Origin of the sequence: Rhizobium sp. WSM1274 (genome assembly GCF_025200775.1) — a bacterium.
GTDB classification, from domain to species: Bacteria; Pseudomonadota; Alphaproteobacteria; order Rhizobiales; family Rhizobiaceae; genus Rhizobium; species Rhizobium leguminosarum_I.
Genome location: NZ_CP104138.1, coordinates 2,375,515 through 2,396,865 on the forward strand (window position 1 = coordinate 2,375,515; position 21,351 = coordinate 2,396,865).

General features: G+C 61.3%; 25 protein-coding genes and 1 pseudogene. 12 read left to right on the top strand and 14 right to left on the bottom strand.

What is annotated here, in order from left to right; all coding sequences use genetic code 11:
* Nucleotides 1–18: 18 nt before the first annotated feature.
* Entirely contained in the window at nt 19–912 is an 894-nt protein-coding gene (locus N2600_RS11985; RefSeq protein ID WP_260298807.1) for a LysR family transcriptional regulator, read from the bottom strand.
* Between the two features lie 120 nt (nt 913–1,032).
* Between N2600_RS11985 and N2600_RS11990 the strand changes: the two genes are divergently transcribed.
* Nucleotides 1,033–1,428, top strand: coding sequence for a (R)-mandelonitrile lyase (locus N2600_RS11990; protein ID WP_260298808.1), 396 nt, complete (start codon nt 1,033–1,035; stop codon nt 1,426–1,428).
* Between the two features lie 14 nt (nt 1,429–1,442).
* A complete protein-coding gene (locus N2600_RS11995; RefSeq protein WP_260298809.1) occupies nt 1,443–2,432 on the top strand; it encodes an aldo/keto reductase in 990 nt (329 codons plus the stop codon).
* 90 nt (nt 2,433–2,522) lie between these two features.
* Here N2600_RS11995 and maiA read toward each other — a convergent pair whose 3' ends face one another.
* The 6 genes and pseudogenes from maiA to N2600_RS12025 form a co-directional block, all read right to left on the bottom strand.
* The gene (maiA, locus tag N2600_RS12000) at nt 2,523–3,158 is read right to left on the bottom strand and encodes a maleylacetoacetate isomerase (RefSeq protein WP_260058874.1); all 636 of its coding nucleotides are present in this window, start codon (nt 3,156–3,158) and stop codon (nt 2,523–2,525) included.
* 19 nt (nt 3,159–3,177) lie between these two features.
* On the bottom strand, nt 3,178–3,339 hold the full coding sequence (locus N2600_RS12005; protein ID WP_172643366.1) for a hypothetical protein: 162 nt from the start codon (nt 3,337–3,339) through the stop codon (nt 3,178–3,180).
* A 66-nt stretch (nt 3,340–3,405) separates the two neighbouring features.
* Nucleotides 3,406–3,823: pseudogene (locus N2600_RS12010) on the bottom strand (organic hydroperoxide resistance protein).
* Between the two features lie 188 nt (nt 3,824–4,011).
* On the bottom strand, nt 4,012–5,334 hold the full coding sequence (locus N2600_RS12015; protein WP_260298810.1) for a sensor histidine kinase: 1,323 nt from the start codon (nt 5,332–5,334) through the stop codon (nt 4,012–4,014).
* A complete protein-coding gene (locus N2600_RS12020) occupies nt 5,331–6,071 on the bottom strand; it encodes a response regulator (protein ID WP_170261080.1) in 741 nt (246 codons plus the stop codon). Before N2600_RS12020 ends, N2600_RS12015 begins: the two co-directional genes overlap by 4 nt.
* A gap of 125 nt (nt 6,072–6,196) precedes the next feature.
* Nucleotides 6,197–7,243 carry an alpha/beta fold hydrolase gene (locus tag N2600_RS12025; RefSeq protein ID WP_222294624.1) on the bottom strand — a complete coding sequence of 349 codons (1,047 nt, stop codon included), beginning with the start codon at nt 7,241–7,243 and terminating at the stop codon, nt 6,197–6,199.
* Between the two features lie 360 nt (nt 7,244–7,603).
* On the opposite strand from N2600_RS12025, the gene N2600_RS12030 reads away from it, so the two are divergent.
* Entirely contained in the window at nt 7,604–9,379 is a 1,776-nt protein-coding gene (locus tag N2600_RS12030) for a cytochrome c biogenesis protein DipZ (protein ID WP_260298811.1), read from the top strand.
* Nucleotides 9,380–9,434: 55 nt separating this feature from the next.
* Nucleotides 9,435–10,193 (top strand): alpha/beta hydrolase, encoded by a 759-nt coding sequence (locus N2600_RS12035; RefSeq protein WP_017964602.1) that lies wholly within the window; start codon nt 9,435–9,437, stop codon nt 10,191–10,193.
* A gap of 87 nt (nt 10,194–10,280) precedes the next feature.
* On the opposite strand, the gene N2600_RS12040 is transcribed toward N2600_RS12035, so the two are convergent.
* On the bottom strand, nt 10,281–12,509 hold the full coding sequence (locus N2600_RS12040) for an OmpA family protein (RefSeq protein ID WP_260298812.1): 2,229 nt from the start codon (nt 12,507–12,509) through the stop codon (nt 10,281–10,283).
* A 330-nt stretch (nt 12,510–12,839) separates the two neighbouring features.
* Here N2600_RS12040 and N2600_RS12045 point away from each other — a divergent pair, with 330 nt between their 5' ends.
* From N2600_RS12045 to N2600_RS12060, 4 genes are all read left to right on the top strand, one after another.
* Nucleotides 12,840–13,613 carry a transporter substrate-binding domain-containing protein gene (locus N2600_RS12045; RefSeq protein ID WP_017964604.1) on the top strand — a complete coding sequence of 258 codons (774 nt, stop codon included), beginning with the start codon at nt 12,840–12,842 and terminating at the stop codon, nt 13,611–13,613.
* 113 nt (nt 13,614–13,726) lie between these two features.
* Nucleotides 13,727–14,533, top strand: coding sequence for an ABC transporter permease (locus N2600_RS12050; protein ID WP_017964605.1), 807 nt, complete (start codon nt 13,727–13,729; stop codon nt 14,531–14,533).
* Nucleotides 14,530–15,360: an ABC transporter permease gene (locus tag N2600_RS12055; RefSeq protein WP_017964606.1), complete on the top strand. Its 831-nt coding sequence runs from the start codon at nt 14,530–14,532 to the stop codon at nt 15,358–15,360. The genes N2600_RS12050 and N2600_RS12055 overlap by 4 nt, the downstream gene beginning before the upstream one ends.
* A 220-nt stretch (nt 15,361–15,580) precedes the next feature.
* Nucleotides 15,581–15,847 carry an usg protein gene (locus tag N2600_RS12060; protein ID WP_017964607.1) on the top strand — a complete coding sequence of 89 codons (267 nt, stop codon included), beginning with the start codon at nt 15,581–15,583 and terminating at the stop codon, nt 15,845–15,847.
* Nucleotides 15,848–15,907: 60 nt separating this feature from the next.
* Here N2600_RS12060 and N2600_RS12065 read toward each other — a convergent pair whose 3' ends face one another.
* Nucleotides 15,908–16,633, bottom strand: a complete 726-nt coding sequence (locus tag N2600_RS12065; RefSeq protein ID WP_017964608.1) for a DUF2270 domain-containing protein — start codon at nt 16,631–16,633, stop codon at nt 15,908–15,910.
* Nucleotides 16,634–16,765: 132 nt separating this feature from the next.
* Here N2600_RS12065 and N2600_RS12070 point away from each other — a divergent pair, with 132 nt between their 5' ends.
* The 4 genes from N2600_RS12070 (at nt 16,766) to N2600_RS12085 (ending at nt 19,210) form a co-directional block, all read left to right on the top strand.
* A complete protein-coding gene (locus N2600_RS12070) occupies nt 16,766–17,584 on the top strand; it encodes a class I SAM-dependent DNA methyltransferase (RefSeq protein WP_026154181.1) in 819 nt (272 codons plus the stop codon).
* 128 nt (nt 17,585–17,712) lie between these two features.
* Nucleotides 17,713–18,399 (top strand): glutathione S-transferase family protein, encoded by a 687-nt coding sequence (locus N2600_RS12075; protein ID WP_017964610.1) that lies wholly within the window; start codon nt 17,713–17,715, stop codon nt 18,397–18,399.
* Nucleotides 18,396–18,737 (top strand): ArsR/SmtB family transcription factor, encoded by a 342-nt coding sequence (locus N2600_RS12080; RefSeq protein ID WP_017964611.1) that lies wholly within the window; start codon nt 18,396–18,398, stop codon nt 18,735–18,737. Before N2600_RS12075 ends, N2600_RS12080 begins: the two co-directional genes overlap by 4 nt.
* Complete coding sequence (locus tag N2600_RS12085) at nt 18,734–19,210, top strand: SRPBCC family protein (RefSeq protein ID WP_017964612.1); 477 nt, start codon at nt 18,734–18,736, stop codon at nt 19,208–19,210. Before N2600_RS12080 ends, N2600_RS12085 begins: the two co-directional genes overlap by 4 nt.
* A 54-nt stretch (nt 19,211–19,264) precedes the next feature.
* Here N2600_RS12085 and N2600_RS12090 read toward each other — a convergent pair whose 3' ends face one another.
* The 5 genes from N2600_RS12090 to N2600_RS12110 form a co-directional block, all read right to left on the bottom strand.
* The gene (locus N2600_RS12090) at nt 19,265–19,732 is read right to left on the bottom strand and encodes a DUF1801 domain-containing protein (protein ID WP_260298813.1); all 468 of its coding nucleotides are present in this window, start codon (nt 19,730–19,732) and stop codon (nt 19,265–19,267) included.
* Nucleotides 19,733–19,833: 101 nt separating this feature from the next.
* A complete protein-coding gene (locus N2600_RS12095; RefSeq protein WP_260298814.1) occupies nt 19,834–20,304 on the bottom strand; it encodes a DUF1801 domain-containing protein in 471 nt (156 codons plus the stop codon).
* Between the two features lie 11 nt (nt 20,305–20,315).
* The gene (locus tag N2600_RS12100; RefSeq protein WP_017964615.1) at nt 20,316–20,537 is read right to left on the bottom strand and encodes a hypothetical protein; all 222 of its coding nucleotides are present in this window, start codon (nt 20,535–20,537) and stop codon (nt 20,316–20,318) included.
* A 57-nt stretch (nt 20,538–20,594) separates the two neighbouring features.
* A complete protein-coding gene (locus N2600_RS12105) occupies nt 20,595–21,005 on the bottom strand; it encodes an SRPBCC family protein (protein WP_017964616.1) in 411 nt (136 codons plus the stop codon).
* On the bottom strand, nt 21,002–21,325 hold the full coding sequence (locus N2600_RS12110; protein WP_017964617.1) for an ArsR/SmtB family transcription factor: 324 nt from the start codon (nt 21,323–21,325) through the stop codon (nt 21,002–21,004). Before N2600_RS12110 ends, N2600_RS12105 begins: the two co-directional genes overlap by 4 nt.
* Nucleotides 21,326–21,351: the final 26 nt, after the last annotated feature.

Sequence of the window (21,351 nt, forward strand, 5' to 3'; positions counted from 1 at the left end):
GGGGCTGGGATCGGCGATCTAACCCCGATATCGAAGCGCATCGACGACGAGGGCGAATGCCGGCGACGTATGTCTGCGGCTCGGATAGTAGAGATGATAGCCGGAAAACGGTGGGCACCAATCTTCGAGGACTCGCACCAGCCGCCCGTCGGCAAGATGTGCCTCGACCAAGTCCTCCGGCATGTAGGCGAGCCCCATGCCTGCCAGTACTGCGTTCAGCCGCAGCGCTATATTGTTGAAAACCAATTGCCCTTCGACGCGAACCCTAAGTTCGCGCTCGTCCTTCTCGAACTCCCAGGCATAAACGCTGCCATAGGTCGGCAGACGCAGATTGATGCAATTGTGATCCGTGAGGTCCTGCGGCGTCATCGGCTTTGGCCTGGTGTCGAAATAGGCCGGAGCGCCGACCACGGCCATGCGCATGTCGGGGCCGATACGCACCGCAATCATGTCCTTCGCCACCTGTTCTCCAAGCCGCACCCCCGCATCGTAACGCTCGGCGACGATGTCAGTCAGACCGTAGTCGACGATGATCTCGACATTGACATCAGGATAATCGGGCAAGAGCGTTTCCAAGGCGGGCCAGAGGACGGCATCCGCCGCATGCTCGCCGGCATTGATGCGAATGGTGCCTGCCGGTTTCTCCCGCAACGCGCTCAAGGCAGCCAGCTCGCTCTCGATCTCGTCGAGCCGCGGCCCTATGGAGAGGAGCAGGCGTTCGCCGGCCTCCGTCGGCGCGACGCTGCGCGTCGTGCGTGTCAGCAATCGCAATCCAAGCCGCTCCTCGAGCCCGCGGATGGTGTGGCTGAGTGCCGATTGCGACACACCGAGCTTGCCCGCCGCTTTGGTGAAGCTTTGAGCGCGCGCGATGGCGAGGAAGGCGATGAGGTCATTGACGACGGGGCGCGGCATTGATGAAAATTTCTCATGGGTTCTTGCCGTTTATACCATCTAATCGCGACCAGGCGCACGCGCTAAATACCTTGCTACTTGAGTGGACATGTCCGCCCCGACATTGAAAGGAAAACTAAGATGGAGATCAAGCGAAGCGGTTCGCAGCCTTCGGCCAAAGGACCGGCCGATTGGTTTACCGGCAGCGTGCATGTCGACCCGCTGTTTACCGCTACCAACCCCGCACGCGCGGCTGGCGCCAGCGTCACCTTCGAGCCCGGCGCCCGTACCGCCTGGCATACTCATCCGCTCGGCCAGACGCTGATCGTCACATCCGGCTGCGGCCGTGTTCAGCGCGAAGGCGGCCCCGTCGAGGAAATCCGCGCCGGCGACGTCGTCTCGTTCGCACCGGGTGAACGCCATTGGCACGGCGCATCGCCGACGACGGCAATGACCCATATCGCCATCCAGGAGCAGCTCGACGGCAAGGTTGTCGACTGGATGGAGCATGTCACCGACACGCAATACCAAGGTTAGCAAGGGAAACGTCTATGCAGAAGCGTGAACTTGGAAAGAGCGGACTTCAAGTCTCGGCCATCGGTCTCGGCTGCATGGGGCTGAGTTATGGTTATGGCCCGGCGACGGATATTCAGGAAGCGACAGCACTGATTCGGCGGGCGTTTGAACGCGGCGTGACCTTCTTCGACACGGCCGAGGCCTATGGCCCTTATAAGAACGAGGAGCTTCTGGGAGAAGCGCTCGCGCCCTTCCGCGAGGAGGTGGTGATCGCTACGAAATTCGGTTTCAACTTCGATGCCAATGGCGGCCAGAGCGGCATGAACAGCCGGCCGGAGCAGATCCGGACGGTGGCCGACCAGGCGTTGAAGCGTTTGAAGACCGATGTCATCGATCTCTTCTACCAGCATCGAGTCGACCCCGATGTTCCGATCGAGGATGTCGCCGGCACGGTCAAGGCACTGATCGCTGAAGGCAAGGTCAGGCATTTCGGCCTCTCGGAAGCAGGCGCCCGGACGATCCGCCGCGCCCATGCCGTCCAGCCGGTGGCGGCGTTGCAGAGCGAATATTCGCTGTGGTGGCGCGAGCCTGAGCAGGAAATCCTGCCGACGCTGGAAGAACTCGGCATCGGTTTCGTGCCCTTCAGCCCGCTCGGCAAGGGCTTCCTCACCGGCGCGATCAGCGAGACGACCACCTTCGACAGCAAGGATTTCCGCAACGTCGTGCCGCGCTTTTCTCAGGAGGCGCGAAAGGCCAACCAGGTGCTCGTCGATCTTCTGGCGGAGATTGCCGCGCGCAAGAAGGCCACCTCGGCCCAGGTGGCTCTGGCATGGCTGCTGGCGCAGAAGCCCTGGATCGTACCGATCCCCGGCACCACCAAGCTGCATCGCCTCGAGGAGAACATCCAGGCCGCTGAGGTGGAACTGACGGCCGAGGATCTCGCCAGCATCGAAAGCGCGCTCGCCACGATCAAGGTGGAAGGCGATCGTTATCCCGCGCATCTACAGGCAAGGGTCGACCGCTAAAAGCGGCAAACGGGCGTCAAGGCGACTTCTCATCCGAACAAGAGAAGCGAGCGGCCACAGTCACCTGCGGCCGCTTCTTCATCGATTGCATCATCGTCTCGGTGCCGGCGCATTATCCCGAAAAGCCGGTATCGCCTCCAGCTTGGTGACAATCTCGGCGATATTGGGCCATCGGGTGAGATCGAAGCCGAGGCGACGGGCGCCGATCGACTGCGGGAACAGAAAGATATCGGCAATGCTCGGGCGATCGCCGACGGCGAAGATCCCTTGCCTGCGGCCGGCGATCATCGTCTCGACAGCCGCCATTCCCTCGCCCACCCAATGACGATCCCAGGCGATGATGGCATCGGCATCAGCCTGGAACGTGGCGCGAAGATGCAGGCCGATGCGTGGCGGCAACAACGCATGGATTTCGGCTGTGATCGCAAGCGCGATCGACCGCGCCAGCGCCCTATCTTCCGCTGTATCAGGCAGCAATGGCGGTCTAGGCTGAAGCTCATCGAGATATTCGACGATCGCCAGTGACTGGGTGAGGAGAACGCCGCTATCCGTCAGCAAGGCTGGCACGAGTCCCTGCGGATTGACACTGCGATATCCGGCCTGCCGGCTCTCGGAATCTTCGCCGAGAATGGTGACCGGCAGCGCTTCGGCCGTCAGTCCTTTCAGGGCGAGCGCGACGCGGACTCGGGATGTCGCCGAGGAAATTTCGTTCTGATAGAGTTTCACTGTCTTTCTCCCGGGTGATCTAAAAGAGCAGCTGGAGCGGCGGCCGCTCTCCTGAGGATGAAGCTGCGGATGCCGCCGTCACGAGGCCGGCAAGCGGCGACGGCTCCTGTGAGCTTACATCGTAGATGCAGGGCGCTGCGAAAATCGTCGCCCCCAGAATGCAGATGATCATCAGTCTCATTTAGTTCCTCCATCGACGAGGCCCGACCGGCCTCGTCATGTTTCCTTTGGCGATCGATCCCATCAGTCAGGCAATGCTCAATTCGACATTGATATTGCCGCGGGTTGCTTTCGAATAGGGGCAGGTGCGGTGCGCTTCATCCACAAGCGCCCTTGCCAGATCCGCTTCGATGCCCGGCAGGCTGACCTTGAGGCGAGCCTGCAGGAAATAGTCGCCGTCGGTCGCCCCGAGATCGACCTAGGTATCGACGCCAAGATCTGCGGGAAGCCTGATCTTCTGCTTAGCCGCAGCAATGCCGATCGCGCCGATGAAGCAGGCAGACCAGCCGGCGGCGAAAAGCTGTTCGGGATTGGTGCCGGCACGGTTGCCGCCCGGAGGCGAAAGCTTGATATCAAGCTGCCCGTCGTCGCTATGCGACGCGCCCGTCGCGCCCGCCCGTCGTGTGGGTCTTGCCGGTATAGAGAACCTTGTCGATCTTTGTCATGGAACACTCCTTGTGTTGCGTCGCTGCACGCGACTGGCCGCGCTGCGCGGCCGGGTTGAAGGAGTGTGGTTTGGCCGACGGATATATCCGCCATGTTTCCGAAATCGCCCGAAATGTCACAAAATGTAGCATCCGATATCGAAGACATCCTTGCATACAAACATCTCGAATTTTGCGGACCGCCGACGTCAACGAATGGTGATTTCCGCCGCCAGACCGCCGCCGGCACGATTATAGAGCCGGAGCGACCCACCGATCTTGGCCGTCAGCTGCTGGGCGATCGCAAGGCCGAGACCGGTGCCGCCGGTCTCCCGGTTTCGGGATTGCTCCAGCCGGAAGAATGGCTGCATGGCGGCATCGAGCATATCGTCGGGGATTCCAGGCCCACGGTCCATAATCGTGATGACGATATCGTTTTCTGGGCTGCGCTCGACGTTGATCTCGGCGGCGCCGGCAAACTTCAGCGCATTATCGATGAAGTTCGACAGAATGCGGCGAAGGACATGCGGCTTGGTGAAAGCGGCACCCTCAGCCAGGCCGACGACGGTGACGGCCTTTCCAATGTCCTGGTAGTCGTAGGCTATGCTGTCGATGAAGGAGGCAAGGTCAATGCGGGCATTCTTCTCGCCATTGCCGTGCGCACTGCGCGCATAGGCTATGCCGTCCTGGACGAGGCGCTGGATCTCGCCGAGATCATGCACCAGCTTGTCCCTCTCCGGCGACTCCTCCGCCATGTCGGCGCGCAACCGCATGCGGGTGATCGGCGTCTGCAGGTCATGCGAGATTGCCGCCAATATCTGGACGCGCTCTTCGAGATAATGGGCGATCCTTTCCCGCATCGCGTTGAAAGCCAGCGCCGCATGCGCGACCTCCCTCGGCCCCGCCTCGCTCAAAGCCGGACCGTCCTTGTTCGGATCGAGTGCATCGACGGCGGCGGCAAGCTCGCCAAGCGGCCGGATCGCCTGGCGAACCGCAAACCAGGTACAGAGGATGAGCAGCGCCATCTGGACGACGAAGACATAGGGCAGCCACGCGGCGATCGGCATGACGCCCTTCGGTGTGACGTCGATTGTCAAAGGGCTTCCGTCGCTCAGCGTCAGATGCGCCTGCAATCGGTTCACATCGCCAGGAATTCGTTCGATACGGATTGGGAAGCGGTGCCCGATCGCCTCCTCGATCTTTCCTGAGATCTCCGCCCCTTTGCTTGATGTGTCAGGCACGCCGGGAAGGCCGGGTCCGAGCACGAAACGATAATTGCCGCGGCTCAGCCGGTCGAGCAGGTCGCCGCGTTCCGCGGGAGGAAGCCGATCGAGAACCGCGATCGATGTTGCCACGTCGTTTTCCAGCGTGCCGAGCATCACCGCCTTGGCCGACATGGTGCGCTCCATATAGAGCACACTGAAGGACAGACCGTAGGCCAAGGCAAGTCCGATCAGCAGGATCAGGAAGATCCGCGACCGCAGTGTGCTCGGCCACGTCAGGCCCGAACGCAATGGGATTGCCGCCTTCATCGGCGCGGCTCCGATATTTCGACCGGAATCGAAAACACATAACCTTCGCTGCGCACCGTCTTGATATAGGTCGGTTCGCGCGCATCGTCGCCCAGCCGCTGACGAAGGCGGCTGACCAGGAGATCGATCGATCGATCGAAGAGATCGGCGTCACGGCCCTGCGTCAGGCTCAGAAGCTGGTCGCGATTGAGCACTCGCTGCGGATGATCGATGAAGACCCGGAGCAGACGGTATTCGGCGCCGCTGAGCGCAATCGCCGTCCCTTCCCTGTCGAGGAGATGCCGCGCGACCGTATCGAGCTGCCAGGCGCCGAAAGTCAGCAACTGTCCGGCCTCGCTGATCTGCAGGTTGGGCGGCAACATGCGCGTCCGCCGCAGCACCGCTTTGATGCGGGCAAGAAGCTCACGCGCAGCAAAGGGCTTGGGAAGATAGTCGTCGGCGCCCATTTCCAGTCCGAGGACCCTGTCCATTTCGTCGGTGCGGGCCGTCAGCATCAGGATCGGGATCGCCTTGTGCCGGCCGGCGCGAAGCTCGCGGCAGAGCACCAGCCCGTCGTCACCGGGCATCATCACATCGAGCACGATCAGGTCAACGGCATTGGCTTCGAGAAAACTGCGCATCTGCCGCCCGTCCGCGGCAACGCTGGTGCGCAACCCATTCTTCTCAAGATAGCCCGATACCAGCTCGCGGATTTCGCGATCGTCATCGACGATCAGGATATGATCGACATGATCCATATTTCCTATTCCCCAACGATAGAAGCGGCCGCGCCGGTCGCTTCGTTCCCGGCCGAAGCGACAGACGCGAGCTACGCATATTCCGCCGGCCGGAGCAACGCGGCTCTGCAACCGGCATCGTCGACCTAGAAGCGATCGACGTCTATGACCGCCTGCGCAAAAGCCTGCGGCGCTTCCTGAGGCAGATTGTGGCCAATGCCGCCGCCAATCGTGCGATGCTCGTATTTTCCGGAGAATTTTCCGGCATAAGCGGAAGGCTCGGGATGCGGTGCGCCGTTTGCATCGCCCTCCATGGTGATGGTCGGCACCGAAATGACAGGCGTTGCGGCGAGCGTCGTCTCGTAGGCATCGTACTTGGCCTCACCTTCAACAAGCCCCAGGCGCCAGCGATAATTGTGAATGACGATGGCGACGTGGTCGGGATTGTCGAAGGCAGCGGCCGATCTGTCGAATGTCGCATCGTCGAAATTCCACTTCGGCGATGCCGTTTGCCAGATGAGCTTTGCGAAATCATGGGTGTTGCTCTCGTATCCCTGACGACCGCGTTCGGTGGCAAAATAGAACTGATACCACCAGGCAAGTTCGGCCTTCGGCGGAAGCGGCTTCTTGTTGGCCTCCTGGCTGCCGATCAGGTACCCGCTCACCGAAACCATCGCCTTGCAGCGCTCGGGCCAGAGCGCCGCCATGATATTGGCGGTCCGCCCGCCCCAGTCGTAACCGGCAATCACGGCCTTCTCGATATCGAGCGCATCGAGAAGCGCGATCATATCGGCGGCGAGCGCTGACGGCTGGCCGTTGCGAGGTGTGCCGTCGTCCAGGAAGCGCGTCGTCCCGTAACCGCGCAGATAAGGCACAATCACCCTGTAGCCTGCCGAGGCAAGCAGCGGTGCGACATCGACGAAACTGTAGATGTCATAGGGCCAACCATGCAGCAGCAATACGACAGGGCCATCCGCCTTCCCCGCCTCGGCATAGCCGATGTCGAGCACACCTGCCTTGACCTGTTTCAGCGCTTCGAAGGACGTGTTGGTTCCGGCCTTTACATCAGGCAGGGATGCGGCGGGCGCCGACTGGGCGGCGGCCGTGCCGGCCACGCCGAACTCGACCGCCGCAAGGGCGACTGCCGTCATGCCGAAGAAACGGCGGCGGTGATGGTTGATTTGCTCTGACATCGGTCTCTCCTGTCGAATGGATCTCGGTCCCGAAAAGGCGCTTCGCATGTATCCCTGATATGTCGCGAGTCGTCGATTTTGAATATGCATGTAGCTTCCGGCCGTCAGGATACAGTTTGATACAATCGCGCCGCCGGAGCGACACATAGGTTCGCCCGCAGCCGTTTTCACCGCTCTCCGCCGCCGCACCGGCACTTTGTGTCGCTCTGTATCGCCGCCGGTCGGCTGCAACACTTCGATACATTTTCCCGCAGAACCGGACACACCGGGGATACGTCGGCCCGGCCATATCCCCGCCGTTGCTGGTTCAGGCCCCATCGCCGTCCAGAGCCCGATCAATCGGTTTCAAAGGAAACGATGATGACACTTCTGATCATTGCCTATCTCGGAGGCGCGCTGACGATGCTCAGCCCTTGCATCCTCCCCATCCTCCCCTTCGTCTTCGCCCGCGCCGGGCAGCCCTTCGTCAGAAGTACGCTGCCGATGCTGGCGGGCATGGCCACCACCTTCGCGCTGGTCGCCACACTGGCCGCGGTCGGCGGCAGCTGGGCCATTCGCGCCAACGAATATGGCCGCCTTGCCGCCATTGTCCTGCTCGCGCTCTTTGGCGCCAGTCTGCTTTCGCCGCGTTTCGCAAGCACGCTTGCCCGACCAGTCGTCGACCTTGGCAACAATCTTATGAACGCCACCGGCGGCGGGCGCGGCACCACTACCGTGAAGAGCGCGCTTCTTCTCGGCGTCGCCACCGGCCTGCTATGGGCCCCCTGCGCCGGTCCAATCCTCGGCCTCGTGCTGACCGGAGCTGCGTTGCAGGGCGCCAATCTGCAGACGACCTTGCTGCTGATCGCTTATGCCGCTGGTGCTGCAAGTTCGCTTGCGGTCGCCCTGGTTGTCGGCGGCAAGCTCTTTGCCGCCATGAAGCGCTCCCTCGGGTTTGGCGACCGGATTCGCCAGGTACTCGGCGCTGCCGTACTGGCAGGCGTCGCCGTCATCGCGCTCGGCCTCGATACCAGTCTGCTCGCCCGGCTCTCCTACGCCAGCACTGCATCGCTGGAACAGGCCGTGCTCGACAGGCTGCATGCAAAGCCGCTGAGTGGCGCATCTTCCGAGCTGGCGAACAACGAGGTGATGATTGCCGCAGCTGACGCGAAGAAGCCCTTTCGTAGCGACTTGCCAGTCGAAGGCCCCGCCCCTTCGCTCGAAGGCGCGGTCGAATGGCTGAACTCTGAGCCTCTCACCACGGGACAGCTGCGAGGCAAGGTCGTGCTGGTCGACTTCTGGACCTATTCCTGCATCAACTGCATTCGTACGCTCCCCTATATCAGGGCCTGGGCCGAAAAATATGCGGATCAGGGTCTCGTGGTGATCGGCGTCCACGCCCCGGAATTTGCCTTCGAGAAGAAGATCGACAACGTCAAGAAGGCGATCGGCGACTTCCAGATCGGCTATCCCGTGGCGATCGACAATGACTACAGCATCTGGCGCGCCTTCGAAAACAGCTACTGGCCTGCCGCCTATCTGATCGATACCAAGGGCCAGATCCGCTACCACCATTTCGGCGAAGGCAATTACAACAGGACCGAAAAGGCCATTCAGGACCTGCTGCGCGAAGCCGGCAGCCAAACGACGGCAAGTGCGCCGGTCGTGCCGGATGCCAGGGGCGTGGAAGCAGGTCCTGATCTCGGCAATATCCGCTCCGGCGAAACCTATCTCGGCTACGAACAGGCGGCGAACTTCACCTCTCCAGAAGGGCTGCAGGCAGACACGGCGAAAAACTATTCGATCGCCGAACCCGGCCTCAATGGCTGGGGCCTGTCTGGAACCTGGATCGTCGGCCGGGATCAGGCGACGCTTGATCAGCCGGGCGGCGGCATCACCTATCGCTTCAGCGCCCGCGATCTGCATCTCGTTCTTGGGCCTGGCGCCGGCGACAAGCCGATCCGCTTCCAGGTGAAGATCGACGGCAAGGCGCCGGGGCTCGACCACGGGTCAGACGTCGATGCCGACGGCAACGGCACGGTGACCGCGACCAGGCTTTACCAGCTCGTCCGCCAGTCCGGCACGGTCGCCGCCCGAAACTTCGAGATCCGCTTCCTCGAACCCGGCGTGCAGGCCTATGCCTTCACATTCGGCTGAACCTGAAACGCACCACTATCCCAATCATCAACAACGACCCAAAGGAGTGATACCCATGAACAAACGTCTTATTTTCACCGCAGCCCTTGCGTTTGCCACGACCGCCATCGCACTCGCGGCGGAGGCTGCCGCGGTCAAGAACATCGTGATCGTCCACGGCGCGCTGGCCGACGGTTCGGGATGGCGCAAGGCGACGGACATTCTCGAGAAGCGCGGCTTCAACGTCACCATCGTCCAACAGCCCATCACCTCGCTCGACGACGATGTGGCGGCGACCAAGCGGGTCCTCGACCTTCAGGATGGACCGGTCCTGCTCGTCGGCCACAGCTACGGCGGCATGGTGATCACCGAAGCCGGCAACGATCCCGCGGTCGCGGGCCTGGTCTATGTTGCGGCATTCCAGCCTGACAAGGGCGAAAGCCTGCTCAGCCTCGCCAGCTCGAAGCCCGCCGGCAGCATGGATATAAAGGAAACGAAGGACGGCAAATATCTCTATCTCGATCCGGGCGCCTTCGCCGCGGATTTCGCAGCCGACCTTCCACAAGCCGAAGCCGATTTCATGGCAAAGTCACAGGTCTTCGCCGCAAAGCAGGCGTTCTCTGCCAAGATCAATCAGGCTGCGTGGCGGACCAAGAAAAGCTGGTCGATCATCGCCACCGAGGATCGCTCCATCAACCCCGAGCTGGAACGTGACATGGCAAAACGTGCCGGCAGCGGCGTGACTGAAATCAAGGCAAGTCACGCCGTCTTCGCATCGCAGCCGGAAAAGGTCGCCGACGCCATTGAAACGGCCGCCAAGCAAGCTGGCGAGTGACCATCCCATCTGACTTCCGATCACCGATCGGAAGAAGAGACGCAAGAACGGAATGCCCCTCCCCATAATGGAGAGGGGCAACGATATTTACTGGTTGGCAGCCACCGGCCGAACCAGCGCCGTCACGCGGCGGATGGTGACGCGGCGATTTTCCTGTTCGCGGCCTGACGTGTTGACCTTCAGATATTGCTCGCCATAGCCCTGGGTCGCCAAGTTCTCCGGCGGGATGCCGTAGACGTCGGAGAGCACGTTCGCGACTGATTCCGCCCGCTGGTCGGAGAGGACCAGGTTGCTCTGATCGGTTCCGACGGCATCCGTATGACCCTCAATCAGGAAGGTTTCGCTCGGATCCTTTTTCAGCACCTGGCTGATCGCGTCGGCAACCTTGCGCAGGGTGCGCGCCTGCGTCATCGGGATATCGGCGCTGCCGGTCGCGAAGGTGATGGTGTCGAGGTCGATGCGGCGCACCTTGTCGCGGATACGGGCCGAATACTTCACCTCGTCAAGCGAGTAGACACGCTCCACCGGCTCGACGGGCGGCTCGCTCAGGAACTCGTAATAATCCCGGTCCGGGTCACTGCGAGTATCGATGATGTAATCGTTGAGTGGTACGCGCAGCCGCATCGGCGGCAGGTCGGCACCCGGATCCTCGAAATAGTCGCGGTCCGGATCGTCGTAGAGGTCCTGCGAATAATAGAGCACATGCTCGCGCCCGCGGGCATCGACGCGCGACCGCTGGATGATGTCACCGTAGCGGTTGCGGATCGTCACGATGCGATAGCCTTCCGGCCGCACGATCGTCTCGCGGTAGCGGTCGCCCGAAAGCTCCTCGTAGCTCGGCCGCTCGCCGTCGCGCAGGAAGCGCCTGTCGTCGTCGCCGCGCACGATCGTCCTGTTGGCGTACTGGATGATGACGCGGTTGTCGTCATGGCTGTCGCTGACCTGCGCGCCGTCAGGACGGACGAATTGCGGTCGCTCTTCAAGCTTTCTGCCCTTCTCGCTGGTCACCGCTTCGAGCTTGACCGGCGCCGGCGCTTTGGCGCCGGTGGCGGCCTGAGCATCCGCATCCGAGGTCGGCATTTTCACCTCCTGGGTCTCGGCGCGCATCTTGTCGCGGTCGCGGCGCCCTTCCCGGCCCTTGCTGCGGTCGGCATCCTTGTCGCTGTCGAGCACCGCCGCACCGTTTTCGACCGGCAGCACGACGGTCTCGTTGCTCTTGGCCGGATCCGCAGCAATCTTCTTGCGGCGCTCCAGCTCTTCGGGTGAAACCTTTTCCGGCGCCGGAATGGCCTGCTCCACCTGCTGGCCGCCCTTGGCATCGGGCAGTGGCTGCGCAGTGTCAGTCGCGGGCGCAGCCGGCTGTTCGCCGGCGGGCTGTTGACCGGCAGGCTTTGCCGCGGTGCCGTCCTTCGGCTTTTCGGCGGGTGCGGCCTCTGGTACCGCCGCCTTATCTTCGGTCGGCTTGCCTTCGGTCGGCTTGCCTTCGGTTGCCTTATCTTCAGTTGCCTTGCCTTCGGTCGGCTTAGCCGCGGGTACTGCCGTTTCGCCCTTTCCCGGCTTCTTCTCAGCCGGTGCTTCGGCGGCGGGTTTTGCCTCCGGCTTGACTTCGGGTTTGGCCTGCTCCTCGGCCGGCGTCACGGCTTCGGGAGCCGCAGTCTCGGCCTTGCCCTTGCCTTTATCCTTGCCTTGGGCCTTGTCCTGCCCTTTGGCCCGCTTGCCGCCTTCCGGCTTGGCTTCCGGCTGCGCCTGCTCCGTCTCCGGCTGCGCTTCCTTTGCCGCCGGCTGCTGTTCGGGCTGCGGCTGAACCTCCGGCTCGGCCTGCTTCTTCGGCTTTCTCGGCTTCTCCTGCGTTACCGGCTGCTCCTGCTGCGGCGCGGCCTCCGGCTTGGCCTCGGGTTGGGCTTCCTGCTTGGCCTTCCGCTCGGGTTTGCTTTCGGCCTGCGGGGCGGGTTTTTCCTTCGGCGCTTCGGCCTTCGGCGGTTCCGGCTCTGCCTTGGGTTCGGGCGCCGGCGCCTCCTTGCGCTCGGCCTTCGGCTTCTCGGCGGGCGCCTCCTTCGGCTGCTCGGCGGCCGGCGCCTTTTCGGCCGGAGCCTCTTCCTTCTGCTTGCGCTTCTTCTTCAGCAACTCCTCCTCGGAAGGCGCATCCTGTGGCGCATCCTGCGCCACCTCGAAACTGCCTTGCTCGACTTGCCGTACGGACTGAGCCTGAGTCGTGACGTCGCGCGCGGCGGCCATTGCCGATGCCGGCTGCAGCGCCAGCGAGAGGGATAGCAGCGGGAAGGCTGCGCTCGCAAACAAACTTGATTTCTTGCCCATCGGGTTTCCTCGATCCTGTTTGAGCTTCCTGAAGGCCGACAGGCCCTGCTTCCGCCCCTAACGTCGCAATGAGGCGGAACGGCGAAATGGCAATCGCCGAGCCGCCGATTTGTTCCAGTTCTAGGAAGCCGCGGATTAACCTCGCGTGAATGTTGCAGTCTGCCGACGTTCATCTCCCCTGCTATTTGCACCGCCCAATTGCGATGGGATTTGTGTTGCAATTCCATGAAAAAAAGTCTGATTATCGCCGCAAGGCGGTCTCAGCACCGTTGAACTGCGCCGTCAGCCCAACAGAAAAAGGAGCGACGGCTACCAACAGAGAGGATCCTCATGCTTAACCCTACCCGTATCTTCGCGGCAGCCTCGATCGCGGCGATGTCCCTTTTTGCCGGATCGGCCATGGCCGATGGCGAGAAATATGTGATCGGCACCGATTCGACCTATCCGCCCTTCGAATTCGTCGACGCCAGCGGCACGATCCAAGGCTTCGACATCGACATCACCAAGGCGCTGTGCGCTGAGATGAAGGCCGAATGCACCTTCGTCAGCACCGACTGGGATGGCATCATCCCGGCGCTCAACGCCAAGAAGTTCGACATGATCGTCTCCTCCATGTCGATCACGCCGGAGCGTCTGAAGCTCGTCGACTTCTCAAACAAGTACTACAACACCCCGCCGGCCATTGCCGTGCCGAAGGATTCGACGATATCGGACGTCGCCGGCCTCAAGGGCAAGGTGATCGGCGCGCAGACCTCCACGACGCACGCCAACTACGCCGAGAAGCATCTCGCCGACACCGAGCTCAAGCTCTATCCGACTGCTGACGAATACAAGCTCGACGTTGCCAGCGGCCGTGTCGACGCCGTCATCGACGACGTCGTCGTTCTTTCCGAATGGGTCAAGTCCGACGCCGGCGCCTGCTGCAAGATCCTGACGATCCTGCCGGTCGACAAGGAAATCAACGGCAACGGCGCAGGTATTGCCATCCGCAAGGGCGACCCGTTGAAGGAAAAGCTGAACACGGCGATCGCTGCGATCCGCGCCAGCGGTGAATACAAGAAGATCCAGGACAAGTACTTCGACTTCGACGTTTACGGCGAATAAGAAAATCGTTATCTGGCCGATGAAGGTAATGGCGGAAGGCTTGCTCTTCCGCCATTTTTGTTTGACAAAGATGGCAAGATCAAAACGGCAAAAGCCGTGAGGGGAATTCTCGCATGGGCGGATTATTTTCCGCGCTGGGCTCCTTCTGGAGCTGGATTGTGCACATTTTCGATCCGCTGTGCGGACCCGTTGGCATCTTCACTTGGTTGGGTCGGTCGACGATCCTTGCCTGTGGCGATACCGGCTGGGGCGACGAGATCGCGCTTGGCCTGCAGGTCACCGTTTCGGTGGCGATCGTCACCCTGCCGATCGGCCTCGCCATCGGCTTCCTGGTGGCGCTCGGCCAGCAGTCGGAGGAAAAGCCGCTGCGGCTGGCGGCCGGCATCTACACGACGATCTTCCGCGGCCTGCCGGAGCTTCTGACGCTCTTCATCATTTACTATGGCATGCAGATGCTGATCCAGTCTCTGCTGAGCTTCGTCGGTTATTATGGGCCGCCGATCGAGATCAACGCCTTCCTCGCCGGCGTCATCGCGCTTTCGGTCGTCTTCTCCGCCTACTGTTCGGAAGTACTGCTATCGGCCTTCCGCGCCATTCCCAAGGGTCAATATGAGGCAGGCGACGCGCTTGGGCTGCATCGCGGCCGTACGCTACGCCTCATCGTCCTGCCACAACTCGTGCGCATCGCGCTGCCGGGCCTGACGAACCTCTGGATGGTGCTGCTGAAGGACACCTCCTACGTCTCGATCATCAGCCTTGCCGATATCCTGCGCCAGACGAGCGTCGCGGTGCGGGTGACCAAAGAACCCTTCTTTTTCTATGGTCTGGCCTGTTGTCTCTATCTGGTGCTCGCCATCCTCTCCTCCTTTCTGCTCGTCTATGTCGAGCGTTGGGCCAAGCGTTCGGAGATCCGTCGATGAGCTACGCCGAAACGCTGATCCAACCGCAGCCCGCGCCCCGTGCGGTGATGAAGCCGATGACGCCGGCCCGCATGGCCGGCTATATTCTCGTGGCCATCTGGGCTGTGCTCGCAGCACTTCTCGTCATTTCCGTCATCAATGGCTGGGATCCGGAAAAATTCATCCGCTACGGGCCGCGTTACCTCCACGGCCTCGGGGTGACGCTGAGCCTCGTTTTCATTTCCGTCATCTGCGGCGCCATCCTATCGCTGCCGCTTGCCGTGGCGCGCATGTCAAAGAACCGTCTGCTGAATGCGCTGGCCTACGGCTACATCTATTTCTTCCGCGGCACGCCGCTGCTTGCCCAGCTGTTCCTGGTCTATTACGGCCTCGGCGTATTCCGGCCGCAGCTTGAGTCCGTCGGTATCTGGTGGTTCTTCCGCGATGCCTGGTATTGTGGCCTCTTTGCCATGACCATCAATACCGCGGCCTACCAGGCGGAAATCCTGCGCGGCGCCATCGAAAGCGTGTCGCATGGCCAGCACGAGGCGGCCGCCGCTCTCGGCATCCACAAGTTCATCGCCTTCCGCAAGATCATTTTGCCGCAGGCTCTCATCGTCGCACTTCGCCCTTACGGCAACGAGATCATCCTTCTGATCAAGGGCTCGGCGGTCGTCGCCATTATCACGGTGCTCGACTTGATGGGCGAAACCCGCTATGCCTTCTCCCGCACTTTCGACTACCAGACTTATCTCTGGGCGGCGATCTTCTATCTCACCATCGTCGAGGCCTTGCGTCATCTCTGGGCCTGGTTCGAGCGCCGCCTGACCCGGCATCTCAAGCGCTGATGCGTGACGCCGAAAACTGTGTCGCGGCTTTGGGACAACGGCATTCATCAAACAAGAGCCAGTTGGCAGCACTCTCGGAATGCTGCTGCCAAACGATTGATATTAAAAATAAATTGTCCTTTTACGAAGTATCTGTAAAGCTTCCGTTAACCACTCGCATGTTTCCATATCATCTAGCGCTAATAAGCGCGCGAGTGGGAACAAGAAGAAGTGGAATACGATGCACAAGGACATGGAAAAACAACTGAAGGGCTATGGTCTGACGACCGCCCAGATCCTCTATCATCTGCCGGACCACCCAGTGATCCTGCAGACTTATGTCTGGCAGGATTACGACCTCGCCCCCGACTTTCCCGAAATGCGCGGCTTCCTGAAATTCTGGGAAGAGAAGCTGGACGGGCCACTGCATTCGGTGCGCTACATCCACCGCAAGCTGATCTCGCCAACCGAGTGGCGGGCACTGAAGGGCGAGTTCATCCTGCACTGATCGGCTCTGGAGCATAATGCCGAAAAGTATGAACGGTTCAGGCGATATGTTCTGACCGCGTCAGACATGCGCCTCGCCATGGCCGAATTCGCCTTCGTCGCGATCCCGGCGAAGCGCGAAACCGAGAATGCCGAGATAGAAGGCGACGACGATGGCAATGACCGCAAGGCCGGGAACCGGCCCGAGTGCGGCATTGTCGATGACGTAGCTCCATGACTGCGCCTGCAACGCCGGCATGCCTTCCGTCTGCAGTTTCGGCGTCGAGATCTTCAGGCACCAGGCGAGCAACAGGATGAAATACATCCAGCCGTAATTGCGTTTGAGCCGGCGGTGCATCGCCTCTTGATAGCTGAGCAGGAAGCGCGGCTTGCGCAGGCTGCTGGCGACCACCACCGCCCATTCGCTGCCGGCATTGGCATCGGGCGCCAGGATTTGCGCGAAATAGCAGCGCTCGATCTGGCGAATGCGGGCGCGATAGATATCGAAGAAGCGGTAGCGCCGCGCCTCTATCATCAGAAGCAGGGTCACCAGCATCATCCCGAACAGCAGCACCCCGTGATGCGAGGTCGGTGTCGACAGCGACACCGAGAGGAGTGCGGCGACCACGGTGATCGCCCAGTTGGACGTCCGGTCGATGCGGTCGCGCCAGCTCGTCATCCGCCCGAGTTCACCGCGGTAATAATGGCTGAGCGTGTTGGTGATCTCGCCTGGTGTACTAGGCAGCAGGAATGCCCGGCCGGCATCTTCTTCCCTTGCCGATGATATCCTCTCTGGCTCCGTTTTCATGGCCTTTCCTCCCTTGGTCTTCTTTTCGGCTATTCTGCGCCCGCAATCGCGCCATTGCAAAACATCGAAAGCCGTCTTAGACGCATGCCTGAAACAAAAGGACGGCCTGAAACAAAAGGACGACGGACTGCGATGGCAAAGAAGATCGACGAAGAAGCTCTTGGCGAGGCCTATAACCGCGCGCTGGCGCTGGAAAAGGCCGGCGATGTCGATGCCGCCGTTGCAGCCTATCAGGAAGTCCTGGCAATCGATCCCGACGATCACGGCGGTGCGGCCGTGCGCATTGCCGCGATGGGCCGCGGCGAAACGCCGGTCAAAGCGCCCGACGCCTATGTCGAGACCTTGTTCGACCAGCATGCCGAGGTTTTCGAGGACGTGCTGGTCGAGCAGCTCGGCTATCATGTGCCGATGCTGGTGCGCCAGCGCCTGCAGGCGCTGAAGCTTGGACCGTTCAAGCGGCTGCTCGATCTCGGCTGCGGCACGGGCCTCACCGGCGGCGCGCTACGCGACCTCTGCGCCGATATGACCGGCATCGACATATCGGAGAAGATGGTCGAGATCGCCCATGAGAAGGATCTCTACGAGACGCTGTTCGTCGCCGAGGTCGAAGATTTCCTCGACGACAACGACGAGGAAGCCTTCGACATCATCGCCGCCACCGATGTGCTGCCCTATCTCGGCGCGCTCGAACCGCTGTTCTTCGGCGCCGCCGAGAACCTGACGCCGGGCGGCCTATTCATCTTCTCCTCGGAAACCCTGCCCGAGGAAATACTCGCCGGCCGCGCCTATATGGTCGGCCCGCACCAGCGCTTCTCCCATGCCGACGCCTATGTGAGAGAACGCCTGACGGCCACGGGTTTCGAACTCGTCGAAATATCGGATATCAACGTGCGCATGGAAGACGGCCAGCCGACACCCGGCCATCTGGTGATCGCCCGGTATATTGGCTGACGCCGACACCTGATATATTGGCTGACGGAATACTTGCACGATTGGCGAAGTATTTGTTGCAAAATGTGTCGCGACCAGATAGTTAGTCGATCGGTAAAGTTTACCGCAACGATAGGAAAGGTCGCCGCATGTCGCTCGTGCTTTATGGGCATCCGCTCGCCTCCTTCTGCCACAAAGTGCTGATCGCGCTTTATGAAAACGCTACCCCTTTCGACAATCGCATCGTCGATCTTTCCGACGAAGCCTCGCGCGCCGATCTCTTTCGCTTCTGGCCGATCGGCAAGATGCCGCTGCTGCGGGACGAGGCGCGCGACAGCACCATTCCCGAGACATCGATCATCATCGAATATCTCGAGCAATATTATCCCGGCCCCGTTCGCCTGCTGCCGCTGGAGATCGACCGGGCGCTGCAGGTCCGTCTCTGGGACCGCTTCTTCGATCTCTATGTCCAGGCACCGATGCAGACGCTGGTCAGCAATCGTCGGCGCCCCGAGGGCACGGCAGACGAAACCGAAGTGGCCGCCGCCAAGGCGACACTCGCCACCGCCTATGCAATGATTGAAAAGCAGCTCGCCGACAAGCAATGGATATCAGGCGACGGCTTGACCGTGGCCGATTGCGCAGCGGCCCCAGCGCTCTTCTATGCCGAGACGCTGATGCCCTTCACTTCGGAGCAGCCAAACCTTCATGCTTATTACGATCGGCTGCTCGCCCGGCCATCCTTTCGACGGGTGCTGGAAGAGGCACGCCCCTACTTCAAATTCTATCCCTATAAGGAAAGGCTTCCGGCGCGCTTTCGGGATGCGGCCGGATGATCGAAAGCCAGGCGGATCTCGACCGCATGTTCCACGCGCTCTCCGACCGCAGCCGCCGCGGTATGATCGACCGGCTCGGTCGCGGCCCCGCCTCCGTCACCGAACTGGCGGCGCCGCTTGCCGTTGCCCTGCCGACGGTGCTGAAACATCTGCAGGTGTTGGAGGAAAGCGGTCTTGTCCTTTCCGAAAAGGCCGGTCGCGTGCGCACCTACCGCCTGCAGCAGGACGCGCTTGCCACCGTGGAGCGCTGGGTGGAACAGCGAAAGATCCAATGGACCACCACCTTCGACCGCCTCGACCAATTTCTTGCTGATGAACCGGAGACATTTCCCGAATGACGACACCATCCGCCGAACACGCCACTCTCGTCATCGAGCGTCACCTGAAGGCGCCCGTCGCCCGCGTTTTCCGCGCCTGGTCGGCGCCAGAGGCCAAACGCCAATGGTTCGCCTGCCACGGCGAATGGGTGCCGCTGGACTACGAGCTCGATTTCCGCCCCGGTGGCACGGAACGGAACTACGTCGCCGATACTGACGGCCTTCTGCACGCCTATGATGCCCATTACATCGATATCGTGCCCGATGCCCGCATCATCTATGCCTATGAGATGAAGCTTGGGGAAAGCCGCATCTCCGCATCGCTGACAACCGTCGCCTTTGAAGCCGAACCCGGCGGCACGAAAATGGTCTTCATCGAACAGGTGGTCTTCCTCGACGGCTACGCTGACAACGGCGCTCGCCTCCAGGGCACCGAAATCGGCCTCGACAATCTGCAACTCTTCCTCGAGCGCGAGGAAAGCCCGATCCACTGACACATGTCGCCAAATCAAGTTCGGTGCGACGCGTTTCAGGCGATATTGCCAAACTCAAGCGCTGCTAGGTTTTTTTCGGGCGCCGGCGGTGCGAGCGGCAGCCCGCGTTGATGTGTTGAGTGCGGCGGCGGCGCAAACGAGCGCCTTCAGTGCCTGCTCGTTGATCTCATCGCCCTCATGGAAGTCGATGGCGCGCCTGGTATTGCCGTCAAGGCTGGAGTTGAAGAGGCCTGAAGGGTCCTCCAGCGATGCGCCTTTGGCGAAGGTCAGCTTCACCACGCTTTTGTAGGTCTCGCCGGTGCAGATGATGCCGGCGTGCTCCCAGACCGGAACGCCTCTCCACTTCCATTCCTCGATCACGTCGGGCTCGGCCTGCCGGATCAGAGTTCGGACCCGGGCGAGCGTCTCGCCTCGCCAATCACTCAACTCCTCGATTCTCGCGTCGATCAAACGAGAAGGAGAGTCTCCGTCTTTCTCTTCGCTGGTGCCGCTCTTCTTCATGGTTGCCATGGCTCTCTTCATCAATATCGCTCCTCCATCCCTTAAGTGCTGATGACCTATAGCACCGTGCGTCATTTTGGACGCACAAAGGACGCTCTAACGCTTTAAATCGACGCATCCGCTTACATTCGTTCACCGGGCAATTGGCTGGCTTGCTCCACCCAGGCGGCGAGCTGAGCCTCGTCGAGTTGGTCTTCCTCATGGATGTGGAAGTAACGCACTTCCTTTTGCTTCGACTCGCCGGGCGGGATGGGACTGAGCGACGTGCCACGAAAGAAAGCGAGTTTGATGTATTTCGCGAAGCAATGGACACCGAGGAACCAGCCCTGCCCTTCCATGCCATAGAGCGGCGAGTTCCATTGCACGGCCTTATACACCCCCGGCGCCGTGCGCGTGATGAGCGCATCGAGGCGATGCCCGATGTCGCTTTTCCAGCCCGGCATGGCGGCGATGTAGGCTTGCACGGGAGCGTCGCCGTAGCCCTTGGCGATCTGAGGGTTGCCGCCCGAGAGAAGGGTCGGCCCAGCGGTATCCGGCGTGGCAGCTGTCTTCTTCGTAACCTTCGCTGCGGTCTTGGATGTCTTCCCGGACATTGCCTTCACTCTTACCCTCCGCTGCGTCCCGCGCTGCGCCACTTGGTGGCATACGGCAGCGCGAACAAGTAGAGACCAGTGAGCAGGAGCAAGGTCAGCGGCAGCAGCGCCATGATCCCCACCCAGACGGATAATTTCTCCTGCACCATCGCGATGATATTAATTATGACGGCTAGCGTAAAGGCAATGGACAGCCAACGGTGGATCTGCCGAAGCCGGTTATTCCAATTCAACGGAGCCTCCTGCGAAAACGAGACGAAGCGGATGGCGTGATCCGTTTGGGCGCGGCCTCACTCTATCCGCGCCAGGACCTGCTCGAGATTTGCAAAGAACCGCTCCCACCCGCTCCTGGCGCCCCCGTAGGCCTGCCGCTGATCCGGTCGGAAGCCCGACTGCTCCATACGCAGCTGCGTGCCCGCGCTTGTGGGCGTGAGAGTCCAGGTGACGACGCTCGCGAGATCATAGGCAGCCCAGGTGTAAGATAGGGTTTTGTTCGGCTCGACTTCCAGGACCTGGCAATCGACAGAGCCCCAATCCGCGCTCAGCTTGAAACGGTGTTCCACGACCGGCACGAAGTCGTTCTTCATCAGCCAGTCCGCGATCAGATGTGGCTGGGTGAGCGCGCGCCAGATCTTTTCCGGCGGAAAGGGGATTTCTCGTTCGACGACGATGGAACGAGTCTCGGTAGATATTTCGGTCATTGGTCCATCCTTTTCAGTAGATCTTCCAGCTGGTCAAATCGATTTTGCCAAAAGCCGGCCATCTCACTTGTCCAGTCGACCAGCGGCGCCAGCGCACCGAGCTGCGCGCTGTAATGCGTCTGGCGACCTTCGTGACGATCACGCACCAATCCGGCCTGTTTCAGGATTCCGAGATGTTTTGAGACGACCGGTTGCGAGACCCCGGCCCGAGCCGTCAGAGCCCCGACCGTCTTTTCTCCTTCGCGGCACAGCCGTTCGAAAAGACCCCTCCGGGTCGGATCGGCGAGCGTTCTGAACAGCACGTCTTGGGTGTCCGACATCTACAATCCATATCCTGTTGGCTATA

Excerpts from the sequence above, each read along its gene's own strand:
- N2600_RS12105 (WP_017964616.1), bottom strand. The coding sequence starts at position 21,005 with ATGACCGAAATATCTACCGAGACTCGTTCCATCGTCGTCGAACGAGAA.
- N2600_RS11985 (WP_260298807.1), bottom strand. The coding sequence starts at position 912 with ATGCCGCGCCCCGTCGTCAATGACCTCATCGCCTTCCTCGCCATCGCG.
- N2600_RS12095 (WP_260298814.1), bottom strand. The coding sequence starts at position 20,304 with ATGTCCGGGAAGACATCCAAGACCGCAGCGAAGGTTACGAAGAAGACA.
- N2600_RS12030 (WP_260298811.1), top strand. The coding sequence starts at position 7,604 with ATGACACTTCTGATCATTGCCTATCTCGGAGGCGCGCTGACGATGCTC.
- N2600_RS12015 (WP_260298810.1), bottom strand. The coding sequence starts at position 5,334 with ATGAAGGCGGCAATCCCATTGCGTTCGGGCCTGACGTGGCCGAGCACA.
- N2600_RS11995 (WP_260298809.1), top strand. The coding sequence starts at position 1,443 with ATGCAGAAGCGTGAACTTGGAAAGAGCGGACTTCAAGTCTCGGCCATC.
- N2600_RS11990 (WP_260298808.1), top strand. The coding sequence starts at position 1,033 with ATGGAGATCAAGCGAAGCGGTTCGCAGCCTTCGGCCAAAGGACCGGCC.
- N2600_RS12025 (WP_222294624.1), bottom strand. The coding sequence starts at position 7,243 with ATGTCAGAGCAAATCAACCATCACCGCCGCCGTTTCTTCGGCATGACG.
- N2600_RS12060 (WP_017964607.1), top strand. The coding sequence starts at position 15,581 with ATGCACAAGGACATGGAAAAACAACTGAAGGGCTATGGTCTGACGACC.
- N2600_RS12020 (WP_170261080.1), bottom strand. The coding sequence starts at position 6,071 with ATGGATCATGTCGATCATATCCTGATCGTCGATGACGATCGCGAAATC.
- N2600_RS12110 (WP_017964617.1), bottom strand. The coding sequence starts at position 21,325 with ATGTCGGACACCCAAGACGTGCTGTTCAGAACGCTCGCCGATCCGACC.
- N2600_RS12070 (WP_026154181.1), top strand. The coding sequence starts at position 16,766 with ATGGCAAAGAAGATCGACGAAGAAGCTCTTGGCGAGGCCTATAACCGC.
- N2600_RS12055 (WP_017964606.1), top strand. The coding sequence starts at position 14,530 with ATGAGCTACGCCGAAACGCTGATCCAACCGCAGCCCGCGCCCCGTGCG.
- N2600_RS12050 (WP_017964605.1), top strand. The coding sequence starts at position 13,727 with ATGGGCGGATTATTTTCCGCGCTGGGCTCCTTCTGGAGCTGGATTGTG.
- N2600_RS12075 (WP_017964610.1), top strand. The coding sequence starts at position 17,713 with ATGTCGCTCGTGCTTTATGGGCATCCGCTCGCCTCCTTCTGCCACAAA.
- N2600_RS12090 (WP_260298813.1), bottom strand. The coding sequence starts at position 19,732 with ATGAAGAGAGCCATGGCAACCATGAAGAAGAGCGGCACCAGCGAAGAG.
- N2600_RS12085 (WP_017964612.1), top strand. The coding sequence starts at position 18,734 with ATGACGACACCATCCGCCGAACACGCCACTCTCGTCATCGAGCGTCAC.
- N2600_RS12080 (WP_017964611.1), top strand. The coding sequence starts at position 18,396 with ATGATCGAAAGCCAGGCGGATCTCGACCGCATGTTCCACGCGCTCTCC.
- N2600_RS12065 (WP_017964608.1), bottom strand. The coding sequence starts at position 16,633 with ATGAAAACGGAGCCAGAGAGGATATCATCGGCAAGGGAAGAAGATGCC.
- N2600_RS12005 (WP_172643366.1), bottom strand. The coding sequence starts at position 3,339 with ATGAGACTGATGATCATCTGCATTCTGGGGGCGACGATTTTCGCAGCG.
- N2600_RS12040 (WP_260298812.1), bottom strand. The coding sequence starts at position 12,509 with ATGGGCAAGAAATCAAGTTTGTTTGCGAGCGCAGCCTTCCCGCTGCTA.
- N2600_RS12045 (WP_017964604.1), top strand. The coding sequence starts at position 12,840 with ATGCTTAACCCTACCCGTATCTTCGCGGCAGCCTCGATCGCGGCGATG.
- N2600_RS12035 (WP_017964602.1), top strand. The coding sequence starts at position 9,435 with ATGAACAAACGTCTTATTTTCACCGCAGCCCTTGCGTTTGCCACGACC.